Origin of the sequence: Phenylobacterium sp. (assembly GCF_004799515.1) — a bacterium.
Taxonomy (GTDB): domain Bacteria; phylum Pseudomonadota; class Alphaproteobacteria; order Caulobacterales; family Caulobacteraceae; genus Phenylobacterium.
In genome coordinates this window covers 133,436-151,908 of sequence record NZ_SSMX01000036.1, presented here as the reverse complement: position 1 = coordinate 151,908, position 18,473 = coordinate 133,436, and the positions used below count along the sequence as shown (strand labels likewise).

Below are 18,473 nucleotides of genomic sequence, written 5' to 3'. Positions count from 1 at the left end.
TGGTGGCCTTGTCGGTCTCGATCTCGGCGATGACGTCGCCGGACTTGACCGTGTCGCCCTTCTTCACATGCCATTTGGCGAGCGTGCCCTCCTCCATGGTCGGAGACAGGGCCGGCATCAGGACGTCGGTCATGCCGCCACCTCGGAGGCTTCCTGGGTGATGTCGGTGTAGACGTCGGTGTAGAGTTCTTTCGGGTCGGGCTCGGGGCTGGTGCGGGCGAACTCCGCGGCGTCGGCGACGATGCGCTTCACCTCCGCGTCGATGGCCTTCAGCGCCGCCTCGTCAGCCCACTTGTTCTTCTCAAGCAGCTCTTCCACGTGGTCGATGGGGTCGCGGGTCTTGCGGACCTCGTCGACCTCCTCGCGGGTGCGGTACTTGGCCGGGTCGCTCATGGAGTGGCCGCGGTAGCGGTAGGTCTTCATCTCCAGGATGTAGGGGCCCTTGCCGGAGCGGGCGTGCTCGGCGGCCTTGCCCGCGGCGGCGCGGACGGCCAGCACGTCCATGCCGTCGACCTCCTCGCCCGGGATGCGGAACGAGGCGCCGCGCTTGTAGAGATGGGTCTCGGACGACGAGCGGCCGATGGCCGTGCCCATGGCGTACTGGTTGTTCTCGATGATGTAGACGACCGGCAGGCTCCAGAGCTCGGCCATGTTGAAGCTCTCGTAGACCTGGCCCTGGTTGGCCGCGCCGTCGCCGAAGTAGGTGAAAGAGACGTGGCCGTCGTCGCGGTAGCGGTTGGCCATGGCCAAGCCGGTGCCCAGGCTGACCTGCGCGCCCACGATGCCGTGACCGCCATAGAAGTCCTCGGCGGTCGAGAACATGTGCATCGAGCCGCCCTTGCCCCTCGATACCCCGGAGGCGCGGCCGGTCAGCTCGGCCATCACCTCCTTGGGGTCCATGCCCGCCGCCAGCATGTGGCCATGCTCGCGGTAGCCGGTGATGATCTGGTCGCCCTTGGTCTTCACCGACTGGACGCCGACCGCGATCGCCTCCTGGCCGATGTAGAGGTGGCAGAAGCCGCCGATCAGGCCCATGCCGTAGAGCTGGCCCGCGCGCTCCTCGAAGCGGCGGATCAGCAGCATGTCCCGATAGAACTTCAGCAGTTCGTCCTTGCCACCGCCGGACCCGTCCGCGGGCTCCTTGGCTTCGGCGCCGTTGGCTTTCCGCCGACCGGCCGCGCCGGTCTGCTCACGCGCCATGCGTATCTCCTGGATCCGTCCTCGAGGCCTTCTAGAACCCGCGACGGGCCTCAAGGCTTCATGCGGATCACATAGTCTCTCGGATCGGCGAAGCCTAGCAGGGAGCGCGCTCTTTCCTCCAGCAGGTCGGCGGAAAGGCTGGTGTCGCGCAGCAGGCGCGCGCGGGTCTCGAGATCCTGGCGCTGGCGCTGCACCTGGGCGAGCTCGCGGGTCTTGGCGATCAGGGTCTCGTCGCGCTGGTCGGCGGAGAGCAGGCCGCGGTCGCCGGTGAAGGCGTTCATGGCGAAGTAGACGATCAGCAGGATCAGCAGCGCGGTCGGCAAAAACGGACGAAGGCGAGCGAGCACGGCGAATCCCTGCACCAGAGAGGACTCAATGCCGCCAGGATGCTTAACGGCGCGCTAACCAAGCCTTTCGAGGGGGTTCGCGCGCCAGCTCAGAGCCAGGACGCAGGCCCCGCCGGCGAGGGTGATCGGCAGCAGGCCCGCCAGCACCTGGCCGGCGCTGCCCCCAGAGGCCAGCAACACCGCGGCGAAGGCCGGGCCGGCGATCGAGCCCACCCGGCTGAAGGCCACCGAGGCGCCGAGACCCGTCCCGCGCACCGACGGCGGATAGAGGCCGCCGGCCACGGCGTAGAGGATCACCTGCACGGCCAGGACCGCCGCGCCCAGGCCCGCGGCCAGGCCGATCATGCCCGGTCCATGCAGCACGGCCATGAGCAGGAGCACGGCCGGCAGCCCCACGACGGCGGCGATCACGGCCGGCCGGCGCGCGCCGCCGTCCATCGCCACGCCCACGGCCAAGGCTCCCGCGGCACCAGCCAGGTTGAAGCCCACCTGGGCGAGCGCCGCCTGGCCCTTCGACAGGCCCTGGGCCTGCAGCAGCAGGGGCAGCCAGTTCAGCATCAGGTGCAGCGCCAGGGCCATCAGGAATATCCCGGCCCACAGCGCCAGGGTGCGGTAGGCCCGTCCTTCGCCAAACAGGGCGTGGGCGATGCTGGCGGGCGCGCCGCCCGGCCTAACAGCCGCCGCCCGCCCCACGGTCTCGGGCATCAGGAGCAGGATCGCCGCGGCGGCGATCAACGGGGTCGCGCCGCCCATGACGAAGACCTCGCGCCACTGGTTCATCGGCAGAACGGCCGCCAGGGCGCTGGCCGCCGCGCCGCCCAGCGGCATGCCGAAGTAGCTCACCGCGACGTGCCCGCTGCGCGGCGACAGCCCGCCGAAGTCGGCGGCGATGGCGATGGCGTTGGGCATGGCCCCGCCGAGGCCCAGGCCGGTCAGCACGCGGAACGCGGTCAGCATCGTCAGGCTCTGCGCCTGGGCCGCCGCCAGGGAGAAGACGCCGAACACCGCCAGGGACACGATCAGCACGATCCTTCGCCCGACCCGGTCCGACAGCCGCCCGCCGAGCGCCGCGCCGAACAGCAGGCCGACGTTGCCCGCCGTGAAGAAGCCGCCGAGCCCGCTGGGCTGGACGCCGAACGCGTGCGCGACGCCGGCGCCCGTGACGCCCGCGGCCTGGACGTCGAAGCCCTCGCACAGCGCGGCGGCGAAGCAGAGGCCCAGGATCAGCGGGCCGGCGGCCGGCCGCGCGTCGGGCGGGCTCGAAGCTGAGGTCATCGCGCCCTCCCCGGCGGATTCGGGGCAAGAGTGGCGGCTCGGCGGTCTTGCGGCAATCCCGGCGGCTAGGCGTGGGCGCGCCGCCAGGCCTCTGCGACGCGGCCCACGACCGGCGCCCAACCCTCGCCGGGCGCCTGGCGGAACAGGCGGTGGCCGGCGTACCAGGGGCTGTCGTCGCGGCCCTCGAGCCAGCGCCAGTCCTGCCGGAACCAGGGCAGCAGGAGCCAGCAGGGCTTGCCCAGCGCGCCCGCCAGGTGGCCGACGGCGGTGTCGACGGTCACCACGAGGTCCAGATGTTCGACGATGGCGGCGAGGTCGGCGAAGTCGCCCAACGGTTCGGTGAGGTCCACGAGGCGCGCGCCGGCCTCGCGCAGCGGTTGCAGGGCGTCCACAGACGGCAGCGAACGGTGGGCGTCGTTCGGATGGGTCGACCGCCCGCGCCAGGCGACCCCGACCGAGCCGGCCGGGACATACCCCGCCCACTTGCTTTGCCGGTCCGCCGGGACCCGCAGGTAGGGCGCGCCCTTGAGGTCGCCGAGGGCGACACCGAGCCGGCCGGGCGCAGACAGCGCCAGGGCCCAGTAGTCCGGCTCGTCCAGCCGCATGGTCTGCTCCCGCGTCGCCACCTTGAGCGGCAGCTCGGCGAACAGCGCCGCGAGCTCCGGCGGGCAGACCAGGGTCACCGCGGCGCCCCGCGCCTGCAGCTCCAAGGCGTAGCGGACGACCTGGATCTGGTCGCCGAACCCCTGCTCGGGCCAGATCAGCAGGCGGCGGCCCTCCACCGGCTCGCCCTGCCATTCGTTGCGCAGGGGCGGCGGATCGGCGCCCTGCCCGGCCAGACCCTTGCGGCTCTCGTAGAGTGGCCAACCGCCCGCGAAGTCGCCGAGGCCGAGCTTCAGGTGCCCGTAGGCCAGGCGCAGGTGCGGGTCGTCCGGCGTGGCCGCCAGCGCCTGCGCGTAGAGGGGATCGGCCTCGCGCCATCGCCCGGTCTTGTGCAGGAAGCCCGCCAGGCCCCAGAGCGCCCAGGCCGCCTTCGGCCGCGCGGCGTGGGCCCGCCGATAGGCCGCTTCCGCCGCCTCGAAATCGCCCAGCGCGGTCAGCACGTCGGCGAAGTTGCGCCAGGCCTCGGCGCTGCCGGGCGCGGCCGCCACGACCCGCCGCCAGATCGCCGCCGCCGCCGGAAAGTCCCCCGCCGTCTGCAGCCCTACGGCCTGCCGGAAGGCGGCCGGCAGGGTCTCGTTGGTGAGGGGTCCCACGCGGCCTACCGGGCGGTCTACCGCTTCAGGGCGCCCCGGCCGGCGTAGACCGCCTGGTCGCCCAGCTCTTCCTCGATGCGCAGCAGCTGGTTGTACTTGGCCGTGCGGTCGGAGCGGCTGAGCGAGCCAGTCTTGATCTGCCCGCAGTTGGTGGCCACGGCCAGGTCGGCGATGGTGGAGTCCTCGGTCTCGCCCGACCGGTGGCTCATCACCGCGGTGTAGGCGTTGCGGTGCGCCAGGTCGACGGCGTCGAGGGTCTCCGACAGGGTGCCGATCTGGTTGACCTTCACCAGGATCGAATTGGCCAGGCCCTTCTCGATGCCCATGGCCAGGCGCTCGGGGTTGGTGACGAAGATGTCGTCACCGACCAGCTGGATCTTGCCGCCCAGCTTGTCGGTCAACAGCTTCCAGCCCGCGAAGTCGTCCTCGGCGCAGCCGTCCTCGATGGTGACGATGGGGAACTTGGCGACCAGGCCGGCCAGGTAGTCGACCATGCCGGCCGGATCGAGGGTCTTGCCCTCGCCCGCCATCACATATTGGCCGCCCTTGAAGAACTCGCTGGCGGCGGCGTCCAGGCCCAGGACGAAGTCGGTCTGCGGCTTGTAGCCGGCCGCCTCGCCGGCCTGCATGATGAAGGTCAGCGCCTCCTCGGCCGAGCCGATGTTGGGGGCGAAGCCGCCCTCGTCGCCGACGTTGGTGTTGTGGCCGGCGGCGTGCAGCTTGGCCTTCAGCGCGTGGAAGATTTCCGAGCCCATGCGCAGGGCCTCGGCGAAGGTCGCGCCGCCCACCGGCAGGATCATGAACTCCTGGATGTCGATCGGATTGTCGGCGTGCGCCCCACCGTTGATGATGTTCATCATCGGCACCGGCAGCACCCGCGCCGAGACGCCGCCGACGTACTTGTAGAGCGGCAGGGCCGAGGAGCTGGCGGCGGCCTTGGCGGCGGCCAGGCTGACCCCCAGGATGGCGTTGGCGCCCAGCCGCGACTTGTTCGGCGTGCCGTCGAGGTCGATCAGCATCCGGTCCAGCCGGCGCTGGTCCTCGGCGTCGGCGCCGGCGAGCGCGTCGTAGATCTCGCCGTTCACCGCGTCGACCGCCTGCAGGACGCCCTTGCCGCCATAGCGGGACTTGTCGCCGTCGCGCTTCTCCACCGCCTCGTGGGCGCCGGTCGAGGCGCCCGAGGGCACGGCGGCGCGGCCCATGGCGCCGTCCTCCAGGACCACGTCCACCTCCACCGTCGGATTGCCGCGGCTGTCGAGGATTTCGCGGGCGGTGATGTCGACGATCTCGGTCATGGGAATCTCTCGGACCTCGGGTTTTCGGGCGCGGGCGAGGCTTAGCCAGCTTCCGGTGTTCGGGCAACGCCCTCTCCCTTCCCTCTCCCTCTGTCGCTTCGCTCCGGGGAGAGGAGGTGCTAGCTGATGCTCAGGAGGACCCCATGCTGCTCGTCGAACGCCAGGACGCCGTCGCCATCGTCACGTTGAACCGCCCCGAGGCGATGAACGCGCTTTCCAAGGCTTTGCGGGCGGCGTTGCGCCAGGCGCTGACCGAGCTGGACGCCGACCCGTCCGTGAAGGTCGTGGTGCTGACCGGTGCGGGCGAGCGCGCCTTCACCGCGGGCCTGGACCTGAAGGAGCTTTCCACCGATCCGCTGGGCATGGGCGCGGCCAACGCCACCGACCCGGCGGAGAACCCGGCCCGCGCCGTCCTGGCCTGCTCCAAGCCGATCGTGGGCGCGATCAACGGGGTGGCGATCACCGGCGGCTTCGAGGTGGCGCTGGCCTGCGACATCCTGATCTGCTCGACCAACGCCCGCTTCGCCGACACCCACGCCCGGGTCGGGATCACGCCCGGCTGGGGCCTGTCGCAGAAACTGTCGCGGGCCATCGGCCCCTACCGCGCCAAGGAGCTGTCGCTGACCGGCAACTTCCTCTCCGCCCAGCAGGCCTATGACTGGGGTCTGGTGAACCGGGTGGTCGAGCCGGCCGAGCTGATGCCCACGGCGCTCAAGCTGGCGCGCGAGATGGCCTCCATCGAGGCCGACATGCTGGCAGCCTACAAGGCGATGATCGACGACGGCTATGCGCTGTCGCTGGGCGACGGCCTGGCGCTGGAGCACGAGCGCTCGGTCGTCCACAACGCCGCGGTGACCCCGGAGATGGTCGAGGCCCGCCGCGCGGCGGTGCAGGCGCGCGGGCGCAGTCAGTAGGTTCAGGAACAGCCCTCGATGTAGGTGATCGACCGGCTGCCGACGTAGATCGCCTCGACGGAGCCTGCGACATTGGTGTCGTAGCGGACGCCTCGCTTTCCATGGGCGGTCCAGAAGATCAGCTGGTGGGCCGGTTCCTCCTCATAGGGCGTCATGGCGATCTTCAGCGTCGGGCCATAGGCGCGGCGGATGTCGGCCTCCCTCGCGCCAAGGCCAAGGCCGCGATCTGTTTGGAGTTGGCTGTCGCCGTCCATGGTGATGCGTGTCACCACGCCCCGCTCGGCCATGACATTCAGCCCCGGCTGGCTGGGAAGCTGGTCCTGACGGCATTCGAAGCTGTCCGGGCCGAGTCCCTTGGGCACGCGCAGGTGGAACAGCCGCACCGCCTCGCGCTCCCGCATCCCGATGCGCAGCTTCCCCCAGCCCTGAGCGGTGAGCGGCGGCGCAGCGCTTGCCGCCGAGGCGACGATCGCAAAGGCGGCGGCGAGGCTGATGCGTCGAACGGACATGGCGTCAGCCTAGGGCCGAACCCTGGAATCGAAAACGCCGGCCACGATCCGCAGCCGGCGTTCGAAATCTCTTTGGCTTGGAAGCGCTAGTCTTCCTTCGGCGTCAGGACCTGGCGGCCCTTGTACATGCCGGTCTTCAGGTCGACGTGGTGCGGGCGCTTCAGTTCGCCGGTTTCCTTGTCCTCGACGAAGGAATTGGCGCCGAGCGCGTGGTGGGAGCGGCGCATGTTCCGCCGCGAGGGCGAGGTTTTGCGTTTAGGAACGGCCATCGGAATATCTCGCGGGCGTAAAAAGGAGGCCTGCGGACCTAAGTCCGCCGACGTGAGCGCGGGCTTATGCCTGAAACCCCGCCGCGATTCAAGGCGAGCCTCGCTCGGCCGTTCAGCCGCCGTAGTGCGCGCCAGCCTCGCCGAGGTTTGTGTCCGGCGACGCCTCGTCCCCGACCATGTCGGCGATGACGTTGAGCTCTTCGCGGATATGCGCCCAGACGGCGCGGTTCGCCAGGCCAACCTCGTTACCCGGGTCGCGGTCATGGACGTGGTCGAAGACCACGCGCAGCTCGTCCAGCAGATAGCGGTCCTTCAACGCCAGCAAGGCGATCATCGCCTTGAGCAGCTTGTCGTTGGCGATGACGATGTCGGTGAGTTTATCGGGCGTGCGGGCCATGTGGGCCTCCGGTCAGCCGAAGAACGTTGTTCCCGGCCGATCGTTGCGAGTCGGGTAGTCGACTCTTGAGCGCATCACGACAACGTCCGCGACAGTTGCTTTGGCGCCACATGCGTCCAGGCCAGCCGGGTCAGCAGGGTCAGGGTGTCCTCGGTGAGGTCCGGCAGGCGCAAATAGGTCCAGCCGTGATGGCCGTAGGTCTCGGTGGGCCGCACCGCGCCGGGATGGGCCGCCGCCAGGTTGAGCTGGTCGTCGCGGTCCAGCTTGACGACGGCGACCTGGTCCGCCGCCAGCTCCGGGAACAGGCTGGCGTTGCCGGCGACGCCCAGCATGGCGAAGATCCGTTTCTGCACCCGGAACGCCGGCCGGCGGCGGTGCAGGTCCTCGTAGGCCCGCGGCAGGGAGAGCGCGATCCGGCGAAGGTCGTCCGCGGTCTGCATCGATGGCCCCGCCGCGCCTCAGCGGACCGGGAATTCGCCGTAGCCGCGGGCCATGGCCGCGGCGAAGGCCGGCAACAGGGCGAAGAGCAGGGTCTCGGCCCACAGCCAGCGGCGCACGCCGGCCACCTGCGCGTCGGCGGGTGCGGCCCCGCTCCGCCGCCAGCGGATGTAGGCGATGGTCGGCGGGACAGACAGCAGGCCGATGACCAGGAAGGTCCCCACCTTCAGCCAGAAGAAGAGGTTGTGCGAATAGTAGAGCCAGCCCTTCGCCGCGAAGACCGCCCGCGAGAAGCCGACGACGATGATCAGGCCGGCCAGGGCGCCGTACATCAGGTCGATGCGGCCCACTCGGGCGATGGTCGCCAAGCCGACGCCCGGCTGCACGAGCATCAGCTCGGCGAACAGCACGCCGAACAGGCTGAACACCAGGATGTGGTGGGCGATCGCCTGGGCCAGATCGAGCATGGATGGGCCTCCTGAACCGACGCGCCATCAGATGGCGGGTCGAGCCTTGTCTGAAAGAATCTCGTGCTCGTTGGCGAAGAAGAGCGGAGAGCGGGGCAAGTCGATGAAGGTGCGCTCGTCGGCCAGGAGCGCCTGGCTGGCGGCGAGCCCCTTTTCCGTCTGAGCGGCCGAGAAGATGTCGCCCAACGAACGCCACCAAAGTTCGGCGACGCCGTCGTAGGGCTCAGGCTCGGCGCTTCGCGCGTGGATCAGAGGGGTCAGGCGATCGTCCTGCAGAAGATGACTTTGGACATAACGCTGGATCATGAGGTCGCCCGCCAATCTCCGGACGAGGGGACCGTGTTCCTCAGCCAATAGCGGGCGAATGCCTCTCGCGAGAGCTCCGGAAGCCGGCGAAGGCAAAAGACGATCTTGATCATGGCCGTTTCACCGCGGCTGCCTGCCCACCTCTCAGCGTCGCGCCAGGGCCAGGTCGAGTATCGGCGGGCTCCCCTCGGAGCAGCAGGCGCCCGGCGCTGGCGTCCGTCAACCGTCCGTAGGGTGAGGACTGTCGCCGAGCTGTCGTAAAACGGCGCGAGACGCCCCGGAATGCGGTCTGCTAGGTGGACCCCAAAGCGGGAGGGCGAGAGTCTGATGCGGCGTTTCTTTACGGTTGCGGCGGTTGCCGCAGGACTGGTCCTGTCTCCCCTCGCCGCTCCGGCCGCGCCGACGGCCGGCCGCGAGGGCGTCCCGCACTATGACCATGTCTTCGTGATCCTTGAGGAGAACAAGGACTACGGCCAGATCATGAGCCCCGCGTCGGCCCCCAACATCGCGGGCCTGGCGGTGAAGTACGGCGACGCGGCCCAGTTCTTCGCCGAGGTGCATCCCAGCGAGGCCAACTATGTGGCCCTCCTGGGCGGCGACACCTTCGGTATCCACGACGACGACGCCTATTACTGCGATCCCGGCTCGACGCGCCCGTTCTGCGGCGGCGCCAAGGCGCCGGGCTATGCGACTCACCGGGTGCAGGTTCCGCACCTGGGCGACCAGCTTCTGGCGATCGGCCTGACCTGGAAAGGCTATTACGAGAACCTGCCGGAGCCCGGCTCCGGCGCGGTGATCGCCGGCGACCCGAAGGCGGCCAACGGGATGCGCACGGCGTCGCTTTACGCCTCCAAGCACTCGGGCTTCATGAATTTCGCCAGCGTGCAGGACGACCCGCATCGCGCCGAACGGATCGTGGGCTTCGACCAGCTCGACCGCGACCTGGCCAGCGGCCAGCTGCCCAACTTCGCCCTCATCGTGCCCAACCAGTGCAACGAGATGCATGGCCTGCACGGCGACGGCGTGCCGGCCGACTGCGACGGGAACACCGACCAGGACAAGTCGCTGATCCGCCGCGGCGACGCCTACACCGGCGAGCTGGTCCGCCGGCTGCAGGCCACGCCCGCCTGGGCCAGCAAGCAGAACATGGCGATCATCATCACCTTCGACGAAGGCTCCGGCGGCAGCGTCGGCGGCTGTTGCGGGATCGTTCCGGGCTCGGTCGCGAACTACGGCGGCGGCCATATCCCCACCGTGGTGATCACCAACCACGGCCCGCGCGGCGTGAAGGACGAAACGCCCTACAGCCACTATTCGCTGCTGCGGACCCTGGAGGACGCGTTCGGCGTGGACGGCTACCTCGGCCACGCCAAGGACACGGACGCCGGCGTCCGGCCGATGGTCAAGCTGTTCGCGGTCGGCCGCTAGGCCTTCGCCTGCGCGCCCGGAGTTCTAAGGCGTCCTTAAACAGCTGACGTCGCCCTCCTGGCAACCGACGGTCACGGCCGAAAGGCTCTTGATGCGCTCGCGGGTGAGCGTCGCCTGACAGCCTGCGAACACCATGGGCTGGGCGGAGCCGCCGGCCACGCTCTCGGCCCGGAACCTGCACTCGGCGTCGCGGAAGGAGATCCAGAGGCGCTGGGACGCGACCAGCTTCGCCTTCGCCCCGGCCGGCAGGTGATTGGTGACCCTCCGGTAGAGCGCGTTGAGTTGGGCGTCGGCCTTCCGGAAGTTCGCAGCGGCCAATTGGTTGAGTTCGATCTGGGTCTGCGCTGCGGCGGGCGCCGCGATTGCGAGCCCGACCAAGATCGTGAGGGCGAGAGGACTGCGCATCTGCGGAAGGTGCGCCGGATGGTCCGACTTGTCAGCATAGGTCGTATCGACATTCACCGGCGCCTCCGGTCTCCTCCTCCCCTTGTGGGAGGAGGTGGCCCGCGGAGCGGGTCGGACGTGGGGTTTCTCGACCTCGCGGCTCTATTCGAAGCTCAGTTCGCGCGGAGAGGTGAGCGCGACCCCACCTCCGTCGGCCATCCGGCCGCCGCCACCTCCCACAAGGGGAGGAGGGTCGCCACGCTATGGGCTCGCCCCAAAACGGATGCCGCCAGGTCAGACCAGCCGGCTGCGGTTGCGGGCGGCGCCGATGAAGCTGGCGAACAGCGGATGCGGGTCGAAGGGCCGGCTCTTCAGCTCCGGATGGTACTGCACGCCCACGAACCAGGGATGGTCGGTGCGCTCGCAGAGCTCCGGCAGGATGCCGTCCGGCGACAGGCCGGTGAACTTCAGCCCGGTGGCCTCGATCGCATCGCGGTAGGCGATGTTGACCTCGTAGCGGTGCCGGTGGCGCTCGAAGATCGCCTGGGTCCCGTAGATCGCCTCCACCTTGCTGCCTGGCGTCAGGAAGGCCTCATAGGCGCCGCAGCGCATGGTGCCGCCCATCTCGCCGCCCTCGGCGCGGGTTTCCTTCTGGTTGCCCTTCACCCATTCGGTCATCAGGCCGACGATGGGCTCCGACGTCGGTCCGAACTCGGTGGACGACGCCTGGTGGATGCCGGCCAGGTTCCGGGCCGCCTCGATCATCGCCATCTGCATGCCGAAGCAGATGCCGAAGTAGGGAATGGCGTGCTCGCGGGCGAACTTGACCGCGCGGATCATCCCCTCCGAGCCGCGCTCGCCGAAGGCGCCGGGCACCAGCACCCCGTGCACCCCGGTCAGGCGCTCGCCGATCATCGCTTCGTCGGCCTCGAAGGTCTCGCCCTCGATCCAGTCCAGCTTGATGCGGACATTGTTGGCCACGCCGCCGTGGGTCAGGGCCTCGATCAGGGATTTGTAGGCGTCGGTCAGCGCCGTGTACTTGCCGACGATGGCGATGTTCACCTCGCCGTCCGGATGGCTGAGGGTGTGGGAGATCGCCTCCCAGCGCGACAGGTCCGGCTTGGGCGCGGTCTCGGCTAGGCCGAAGACGTCCAGCACCTCGGCGTCCAGGCCCTGGACGTGATAGTCCAGCGGCACGGCGTAGATGTTGGCGCTGTCCATCGCCTGGATGACCGCGCTCGGCCGCACGTTGCAGAACAGGCCCAGCTTCTTCCGCTCGCCCTCGGGGATCGGCATCTCGCAACGGCAGAGCAGGATGTCCGGCTGGATGCCGATGGAGCGCAGCTCCTTCACCGAGTGCTGGGTGGGCTTGGTCTTCATCTCGCCGGCCGTCTTGATGAACGGCAGCAGCGTCAGGTGGATGTAGCAGGCGTGGCCGCGGGGCAGCTCCTGGCCCAGCTGGCGGATCGCCTCGAAGAACGGCAGGCCCTCGATGTCGCCCACCGTGCCGCCTACCTCGACCAGCACGAAGTCGACGCCCTCGCCCGGATCGGCCAGGACGAAGTCCTTGATCTCGCCGGTGACGTGCGGGATCACCTGCACCGTCGCGCCCAGGTAGTCGCCGCGGCGCTCCTTCTCGATGATGGTCTTGTAGATCTGGCCGGTGGTGATGTTGTCGGCCTTGGTGGCGTTCACCCCGGTGAAGCGCTCGTAGTGGCCGAGGTCCAGGTCGGTCTCGGCCCCGTCGTCGGTGACAAAGACCTCGCCGTGCTGATAGGGGCTCATCGTGCCCGGATCGACGTTCAGGTAGGGGTCCAGCTTGCGCAGGCGGACCTTGTAGCCGCGCGCCTGCAACAGCGCGCCGAGCGCGGCGGACGCGAGACCCTTACCCAAGGAGGAGACCACGCCGCCGGTGATGAAGATGTACCGGGCCATGGGCGTCCAGATTAGCAGCGATTCGAGCGTTCGCCGCCCGAATCGACCAGGGTCGTGCGGATTTCTAGGGAGACTACTTGGAAGGCGGCGCCGAAGGCCCGGCCGGCTGACCGAGGAACGGGTTGTTGATCTGCGGCGTCGGCGCCTGCAGCGGGACCGGCGCGCTCTGCGGACCGCCGGGCTGGGCGGTGCCGGCCGGCGGCCGGGCCGGCTGCGGATGGTTCAGGGTCGAGGGATCGATGTTGTCGATCTTCAGCCGGTCGACCACCGAGGCCGCGCCGCGCTCACGGCCGGACAGGATGGTCAGCAGCAGGCTGATGATGAAGAAGGCCGAACCCAGGATCCAGGTGGTGCGGGTCAAGAGGTCGCCCGCGCCGCGCACGGACATCACGCCGCCCGCGCTGCCGCCGCCCACGAAACCGCCGCCTTCCGACCGCTGCAGCAGCACCACGCCCACGAGCGCGATGCTGACGAGGATCTGGACGGTCAGCAGGATGCCGATCAGCATGGTCTTGTTTTCATCCGGTGCGTTCGGGCGGTCACACCCCCGCGCAAACGAGGACGGGTCCGCCGAAATGAAGCGCGGGCTCTATCACCGAGCACGCGCCAAGGCCATAGCTAGGGCGTCGCAGCCCCGACACAAGATTGGCCTCCGGACGTTCCGCGTAGCATGAGCCCCGATCCCAGCCATCCGCCGATCCTCGAGACGGAGAGGATAAGGCTGGCGCCCCTGGCGAACGAGGACGCGCGGCAGATCTTCCCCTTGATGGCCGACGCCGAGGTCATGGCCTTCTGGGACGTGGGCGAGATCGACGACCCCGACGTGATCGACGGCATCGTCGCGGGCCAGGTGGACGAGATGGCCTCCGGGCGGGCCTTCTACTGGTCGCTGCGGACGCTCTCGGACGGCCGGTTCCTGGGGACCTGCGACCTCTCCGAGATCGACCGGCGGCATCACCGCGCCGAGGTGGGCTTCATGCTGGGCCGCGAGGCCTGGGGCCAGGGCTATGCGCAGGAGGCCATGCAGGCGGTGCTGTCCTACGCGGCGTCCAGCGGCGTGCGCCGCCTGCTGGCCCGCACCCACCTGGGCAACCGCCGTTCGGAGGCCCTGCTGGAGAAGCTGGGCTTCGCGGAGGAAGGCATGCTGCGCGGCCACGTCCTGCGCGACGGCGAGCGACGCGACTGCCGGCTCTACGGGCTTTTGCTATAGGCGCCGGCTTCCCATCTCCGCCGAAGACGCCAGGGAGACGAGCGATGGCCCATCCGATCCGCGTGGACGGCTTCGATCACATCGTGCTGCGGGTGCGCGACAAGGCCGCCATGCTGGCCTTCTACGGCGAAGTGCTTGGGCTTTCGGTCGACCGCGACAGGCCCGAGCTCGGCCTGACCCACATCCGCGCCGGCCGGCAGATGATCGACCTAGTGACCCTCGACGGTCCGCTCGGCAAAGCGGGCGGCGCCGGCCCCGGCGCGAAGGGGCGCAACCTCGACCACTTCGCCCTGCAGGTGCGGCCTTTCGACGAGGCGGCGATCCGCGCCCACCTGGAGGCGCGCGGGGTCGCGGTGGTCGAAGAGGGCCCCCGCTATGGCGCCGACGGCGACGGCTTCTCTCTTTACATCCGCGACCCGGAGGGGAACACCGTCGAGCTGAAGGGGCCGTCCGCCTAGAGCGCGTTGATGATCCCAAGGAAGTCGTCAGCCTTCAGCGACGCGCCGCCGACCAGCGCGCCGCCGACCTCTGCCGCATGCAGGATCTCCGCGGCGTTGGAGGGCTTCACCGAGCCGCCGTAGAGGATCGGCGCGGAGTCGCTGGCCGCGCCGAACAGCTCGCGCAGGATGGCGCGGATGGCGGCGTGGACCTCTTCGATCTCGGCCACGGCGGGCGTCAGGCCCGAGCCGATCGCCCACACCGGCTCGTAGGCGACGGAAAAAGCCTGTCCGGCCACCTCGGGCGGCAGGGAGCCCCTCACCTGCCCGGTCACCACGGCCAGCGCCTCGCCGGCTTTGCGCTGGTCGATGGTCTCGCCGACGCAGACGATGGGCTCCAGGCCGGCACGCAGGGCGCCGGCGGTCTTCTTCGCGACCAGGGCGTCGGTTTCGCCGTAGCCGGCCCGGCGTTCGGAGTGACCGAGGATCACCAGCTTCGCGCCGGCGTCGGCCAGCATCTCGGCGGAGACGTCGCCGGTATAGGCCCCGGCCGACTCGCAATGGCAGTCCTGCGCCCCGACCAGAACCGCCGAGCCCTTCAGCGCCTCACTGAGCTGATGGATCAGGGTGGCGGGCGGACAGATCGCCACACGCGGGCTCGTCCCCTTCACCTGGGCGGCCACCTTGCGCGCCTCGTCTATCGTGGCCGCTGTGCCGTGCATCTTCCAATTGCCGGCGATCAGAGGGGTCGGAACGGTCATTCAGCCTCGCGAGATGCGCGGCGCGACGCCGCCTTGGCGCGGTTAAGGCAAGCGGCGGCGCATGTCACGCGCTTGCGGGGCGCAAGGGGCCTCCACTATACCGGCGCCCATGTCCTGCGCCCGGCGGGTTCCATCCGCCTGGCCCCTGAAAGGGTTTCAATGCTCTCCGCCATTCGCGTCTTCGCGAAATCCTGGGTCGCCACCCTGCTCTTCGGCCTTCTGATCGTCAGCTTCGTCGTCTTCGGGATCGGCAACCGCAACAACTTCTCGCCCAGGATCAGCAATTCGGTGATCACCGCTGGATCGCGCAGCATTGGCCCCGCGGAATTCAAGCGCGCCTTCGACGGCTTCAAGGGCAAGCTGGAGCAGCAGTACGGCCAGCAGATCAGCCCCGAGCTCGCCGCTCAGAACGGCCTGGACCGTCAGGTGCTGCAGGGGCTGGCCACCAGCGAGGCCTTCGCCGAGAAGCTGAACCGCATCGGTCTGCATCCGTCCGACAAGCTGGTCGCCGCCGAGCTGCGCAAGATCCCGGCCTTTTTCGATCAGGTCACCGGACGCTTCGACCAGCAGTCCTATCTGCGCCGCCTGGCCGACAACAACCTGACCGCGGCCAATTTCGAGGGCCAGTTGCGCGACCAGATAACCGAGCAGGAAGCCGCCTCCGGCCTGATCGCGGGCCTCACCGTGCCGCGCGCCTACGCCGCGCTGGCCGCGATCTACACCATGGAAAGCCGCGACTTCGGCTACTTCGCGATCGAGCCCGCCAGCGTGCCGCAGCCGCCCGCGCCCACCGACGCCCAGCTCGTCGAGCTGATGAACGAGAACAAGGCCCAGCTGACCCGGCCGGAGTTCCGCACGCTGACGGTGGTGAAGTTCTCGCCCAGCCAGGTGGCGGCCACCGCGCCCATCGATCCGGCGGAGCTGCAGAAGCGCTTCAACTTCCGCAAGGACACGCTCTCCTCGCCGGAGACCCGCACGGTCATCCAGATCCCGGCCAAGGACGCCGCAGCCGCGGCTCAGATCACCCAGGGCCTGGCCAAGGGGGCCGACCCGGCGCTGGTCGCCAAGCAGGCCGGCGTGGAGGCGATCACCTACGCCAACAAGCCGAAGACCGCGATTCCCGACGGCAAGGTGGCCACGGCCGCTTTCACCACCCCTGCCGGCCAGGTGGCCACCGTGAAGGGCGATCTCGGGATGGCCGTGGTCAAGGTGATGTCGGTGACGCCCGGGCGCGCGGTGACCCTGGACGAGGTCCGGCCGGCCCTGGAAGCCGAGATCCGCAAGGACCAGGCCGCCGAGAAGGTCTACGCCCTCACCCAGGCCTATGACGACGCCCACCAGGGCGGCGCGAACCTCGCCGCCTCCGCCGCCAAGGCCGGCGTGGCCACCGAGACCCTCGGCCCGCTCACCCAGGGCGGCCGCGATTCCACCGGCCAGCCGGTGCAGGGCCTCTCGCAGAAGCTGATGGAGACCGCCTGGTCGCTGCCGGCCGGCGGCGAGAGCGAGGTCGAGGACGCCGGCAACGGCGAGTACTTCGCCGTCCGCGTCGAGAAGATCACCCCGCCGGCCCTGCCGCCCCTGGAGGAGATCAAGCCGCAGCTCGCCCGCTTCTGGACCCAGCGCGAGCTGATGAAGGCCATGCAGGCCAAGGCCGAGGCCCTGGCGGCGCGGGTCACCAAAGGCGAGAGCCTGGATGCGGTGGCCAAGTCCGCCGGCGTCACCGTCAGCCAGGTCGCCGCCCTCGACCGCCGCAGCGCCGGCCAGAACCAGGCCCTGTCGCAGGACCTGCTCGGCAAGGCGTTCGGCTCGCGTCCCGGCGACGTCTTCACGGCCCAGGACAACCATCCGGGCTTCTTCGTCGGCAAGCTGGAGGCGGTCCACGTGGGCGATCCCACGACCCTCGCCCAGAACGAAGAGCAGCTGCGCCCGCAGATGACCCAGGGCTTCGTCCGCGAGATCGGCGAGTCCGCCCACGTCTACGCCCGTCAGACGGTCAAGGTGACCATGGACGCGAACCGCGCCCGCGAAGCCATCGGCCTGGAGCCCCTCGACGGCAAGGGGGCGCCCGCCGGCAAGGGCGGCGCGCCGGCCGGCAAGGCGCCGCTGGCGAAATGAAGATCGAGCCGGCGTTTACGGCCTTCGAGCAGACGTACGGGCAAGGCAATCCGCAGCTCGTCTGGACGCGGCTGATCGACGACCTGGAGACGCCGGTCTCGGCCTATCTGAAGATCGGCCACGGGCGGCCCTACGCCTTCCTGTTCGAAAGTGTCGAGGGCGGCGCTTTCCGCGCGCGCTATTCGATCATCACGCTCAATCCCGACCTCGTCTGGCGCTGCCGGGGCGACGCGGCCGAGGTGGCCGAGGGCGACGACATCGCCGCCGGCCGCTTCACCGCCCAGCCCGGCGGAGCGCTGGACAGCCTGCGCGACCTGGTGGCCGCCTCGCGGATCGAGCGGCCCGCCGGCCTGCCGCCGCCGTCCGCCGGCCTGTTCGGGGCCATGGGCTACGACATGGTGCGGCTGGCCGAGCGCCTGCCGAACGCCAATCCCGACCCGCTGGACCTGCCCGACGGGGTGATGACCCGGCCCTCCATCGTGGCGATCTTCGACGCCATCGCCCAGGAGATCATCCTGGTGACGCCTGTGCGTCCGGACACCGCCTCGGCCGAGGCGGCCTACGCCGCCGCCGAGGCCCGCATCGCCGCGGTGATGGCCGACCTGAAGCGCCCGGCCCCGCCGCTGAAGGGCGACGGCGTCCCGGAGCCGGACGCCTTCACCACCCCGGTCAGCCGCGAGCGCTACCGGGAGATCGTGGCCGCCGCGAAGGCCTATATCCACGCCGGCGACATCTTCCAGGTGGTGCCCAGCCACCGCTTCCGCGCGCCGTTCACGCGCGATCCGTTCGCCCTCTACCGCTCGCTCAGGCGCACCAATCCGTCACCCTTCCTGTTCTATCTGAACTTCGGCGACTTCCAGCTGGCCGGCTCCTCGCCGGAGATCCTGGTGCGGCTGCGCGACGGCAAGATCACCATCCGCCCGATCGCCGGCACCCGCCCGCGCGGCGCGACCCCGGCCGAGGACGCCGCGCTCGAGGCCGAGCTGGTCGCCGACCCCAAGGAGCGCGCCGAGCACCTGATGCTGCTCGACCTCGGCCGCAACGACGTGGGCCGGGTGGCCATGCTGAAGGACGCCGGCGCGAACGAGGCGCCGCAAAGCCCCCAGGCGCCCCGCGTGCGGGTCACCGACAGCTTCTTCGTCGAGCGCTACAGCCACGTCATGCACCTGGTCTCCAACGTCGAGGGCGACGCGCCGGAGGGCCTGGATCCCGTCGACGTGGTGATGGCCGCCCTGCCCGCCGGCACGCTGTCCGGCGCGCCCAAGGTCCGCGCCATGGAGATCATCGACGAGCTCGAGATCGAGAAGCGCGGCGTGGGCTATGCGGGCGCGGCGGGCTATTTCGGCTGCGACGGCTCGGTGGACACCTGCATCGTCCTGCGCACCGCCCTCTTCAAGGACGGGACCATGTACGTCCAGGCCGGCGGCGGCGTGGTGGCCGATTCAGACCCCGACGCCGAGTACGACGAGACCCTGCACAAGGCCCGCGCCCTGCGCCGCGCCGCCGAGGAGAGCTGGCGGTTCGTCTAGG

Annotated in this window: 22 protein-coding genes; 6 read left to right on the top strand and 16 right to left on the bottom strand. The window is 69.9% G+C overall.

Annotated features, from left to right (window positions below):
* The 6 genes from E8A49_RS16080 to eno all read right to left on the bottom strand — a co-directional run.
* Positions 1 to 133: biotin/lipoyl-containing protein (locus E8A49_RS16080; RefSeq protein ID WP_293383567.1), on the bottom strand; the 133-nt coding region annotated here is incomplete at its 3' end.
* Positions 130 to 1,200 (bottom strand): pyruvate dehydrogenase (acetyl-transferring) E1 component subunit alpha, encoded by a 1,071-nt coding sequence (gene pdhA / locus E8A49_RS16075; RefSeq protein ID WP_293383558.1) that lies wholly within the window; start codon positions 1,198 to 1,200, stop codon positions 130 to 132. The genes pdhA and E8A49_RS16080, both read right to left, overlap by 4 nt.
* A gap of 50 nt (positions 1,201 to 1,250) precedes the next feature.
* Positions 1,251 to 1,547, bottom strand: coding sequence for a septum formation initiator family protein (locus tag E8A49_RS16070; protein ID WP_293383555.1), 297 nt, complete (start codon positions 1,545 to 1,547; stop codon positions 1,251 to 1,253).
* Between the two features lie 54 nt (positions 1,548 to 1,601).
* On the bottom strand, positions 1,602 to 2,822 hold the full coding sequence (locus E8A49_RS16065) for an MFS transporter (RefSeq protein ID WP_293383552.1): 1,221 nt from the start codon (positions 2,820 to 2,822) through the stop codon (positions 1,602 to 1,604).
* Between the two features lie 65 nt (positions 2,823 to 2,887).
* Entirely contained in the window at positions 2,888 to 4,078 is a 1,191-nt protein-coding gene (locus E8A49_RS16060; RefSeq protein WP_293383549.1) for a tetratricopeptide repeat protein, read from the bottom strand.
* Between the two features lie 17 nt (positions 4,079 to 4,095).
* Positions 4,096 to 5,373: a phosphopyruvate hydratase gene (gene eno / locus E8A49_RS16055; RefSeq protein WP_293383546.1), complete on the bottom strand. Its 1,278-nt coding sequence runs from the start codon at positions 5,371 to 5,373 to the stop codon at positions 4,096 to 4,098.
* Between the two features lie 143 nt (positions 5,374 to 5,516).
* Here eno and E8A49_RS16050 point away from each other — a divergent pair, with 143 nt between their 5' ends.
* Positions 5,517 to 6,287: an enoyl-CoA hydratase gene (locus E8A49_RS16050; RefSeq protein WP_293383543.1), complete on the top strand. Its 771-nt coding sequence runs from the start codon at positions 5,517 to 5,519 to the stop codon at positions 6,285 to 6,287.
* Positions 6,288 to 6,289: 2 nt separating this feature from the next.
* Here E8A49_RS16050 and E8A49_RS16045 read toward each other — a convergent pair whose 3' ends face one another.
* The 6 genes from E8A49_RS16045 to E8A49_RS16020 form a co-directional block, all read right to left on the bottom strand.
* On the bottom strand, positions 6,290 to 6,796 hold the full coding sequence (locus E8A49_RS16045; protein ID WP_293383540.1) for a hypothetical protein: 507 nt from the start codon (positions 6,794 to 6,796) through the stop codon (positions 6,290 to 6,292).
* Between the two features lie 86 nt (positions 6,797 to 6,882).
* Positions 6,883 to 7,065, bottom strand: a complete 183-nt coding sequence (rpmF, locus tag E8A49_RS16040) for a 50S ribosomal protein L32 (protein WP_111515250.1) — start codon at positions 7,063 to 7,065, stop codon at positions 6,883 to 6,885.
* Positions 7,066 to 7,177: 112 nt separating this feature from the next.
* The gene (locus E8A49_RS16035) at positions 7,178 to 7,462 is read right to left on the bottom strand and encodes a hypothetical protein (RefSeq protein WP_293383537.1); all 285 of its coding nucleotides are present in this window, start codon (positions 7,460 to 7,462) and stop codon (positions 7,178 to 7,180) included.
* 74 nt (positions 7,463 to 7,536) lie between these two features.
* Positions 7,537 to 7,902, bottom strand: coding sequence for an MmcQ/YjbR family DNA-binding protein (locus E8A49_RS16030; RefSeq protein WP_293383534.1), 366 nt, complete (start codon positions 7,900 to 7,902; stop codon positions 7,537 to 7,539).
* Between the two features lie 18 nt (positions 7,903 to 7,920).
* A complete protein-coding gene (locus E8A49_RS16025) occupies positions 7,921 to 8,367 on the bottom strand; it encodes a DUF2214 family protein (protein WP_293383531.1) in 447 nt (148 codons plus the stop codon).
* A 27-nt stretch (positions 8,368 to 8,394) separates the two neighbouring features.
* Positions 8,395 to 8,721 carry an EthD domain-containing protein gene (locus E8A49_RS16020; protein WP_293383528.1) on the bottom strand — a complete coding sequence of 109 codons (327 nt, stop codon included), beginning with the start codon at positions 8,719 to 8,721 and terminating at the stop codon, positions 8,395 to 8,397.
* A 279-nt stretch (positions 8,722 to 9,000) separates the two neighbouring features.
* Between E8A49_RS16020 and E8A49_RS16015 the strand changes: the two genes are divergently transcribed.
* Positions 9,001 to 10,101 carry an alkaline phosphatase family protein gene (locus tag E8A49_RS16015; protein ID WP_293383525.1) on the top strand — a complete coding sequence of 367 codons (1,101 nt, stop codon included), beginning with the start codon at positions 9,001 to 9,003 and terminating at the stop codon, positions 10,099 to 10,101.
* 24 nt (positions 10,102 to 10,125) lie between these two features.
* On the opposite strand, the gene E8A49_RS16010 is transcribed toward E8A49_RS16015, so the two are convergent.
* From E8A49_RS16010 to secG, 3 genes are all read right to left on the bottom strand, one after another.
* Positions 10,126 to 10,563: a lysozyme inhibitor LprI family protein gene (locus E8A49_RS16010; protein WP_293383522.1), complete on the bottom strand. Its 438-nt coding sequence runs from the start codon at positions 10,561 to 10,563 to the stop codon at positions 10,126 to 10,128.
* Between the two features lie 216 nt (positions 10,564 to 10,779).
* Positions 10,780 to 12,420: a CTP synthase gene (locus E8A49_RS16005; RefSeq protein ID WP_293383519.1), complete on the bottom strand. Its 1,641-nt coding sequence runs from the start codon at positions 12,418 to 12,420 to the stop codon at positions 10,780 to 10,782.
* A 73-nt stretch (positions 12,421 to 12,493) separates the two neighbouring features.
* Entirely contained in the window at positions 12,494 to 12,928 is a 435-nt protein-coding gene (secG, locus tag E8A49_RS16000) for a preprotein translocase subunit SecG (protein WP_293383516.1), read from the bottom strand.
* A 162-nt stretch (positions 12,929 to 13,090) separates the two neighbouring features.
* Here secG and E8A49_RS15995 point away from each other — a divergent pair, with 162 nt between their 5' ends.
* Entirely contained in the window at positions 13,091 to 13,630 is a 540-nt protein-coding gene (locus tag E8A49_RS15995; RefSeq protein ID WP_293383513.1) for a GNAT family protein, read from the top strand.
* Positions 13,631 to 13,674: 44 nt separating this feature from the next.
* Entirely contained in the window at positions 13,675 to 14,088 is a 414-nt protein-coding gene (locus E8A49_RS15990) for a VOC family protein (protein WP_293383510.1), read from the top strand.
* Here the strand turns inward: E8A49_RS15990 and tpiA are convergent.
* Positions 14,085 to 14,828 carry a triose-phosphate isomerase gene (gene tpiA / locus E8A49_RS15985; RefSeq protein WP_293383507.1) on the bottom strand — a complete coding sequence of 248 codons (744 nt, stop codon included), beginning with the start codon at positions 14,826 to 14,828 and terminating at the stop codon, positions 14,085 to 14,087. The genes E8A49_RS15990 and tpiA overlap by 4 nt on opposite strands.
* 159 nt (positions 14,829 to 14,987) lie before the next feature.
* On the opposite strand from tpiA, the gene E8A49_RS15980 reads away from it, so the two are divergent.
* A complete protein-coding gene (locus E8A49_RS15980; RefSeq protein WP_293383504.1) occupies positions 14,988 to 16,943 on the top strand; it encodes a peptidylprolyl isomerase in 1,956 nt (651 codons plus the stop codon).
* A complete protein-coding gene (gene trpE, locus E8A49_RS15975; protein ID WP_293383501.1) occupies positions 16,940 to 18,472 on the top strand; it encodes an anthranilate synthase component I in 1,533 nt (510 codons plus the stop codon). Before E8A49_RS15980 ends, trpE begins: the two co-directional genes overlap by 4 nt.
* Position 18,473: the final 1 nt, after the last annotated feature.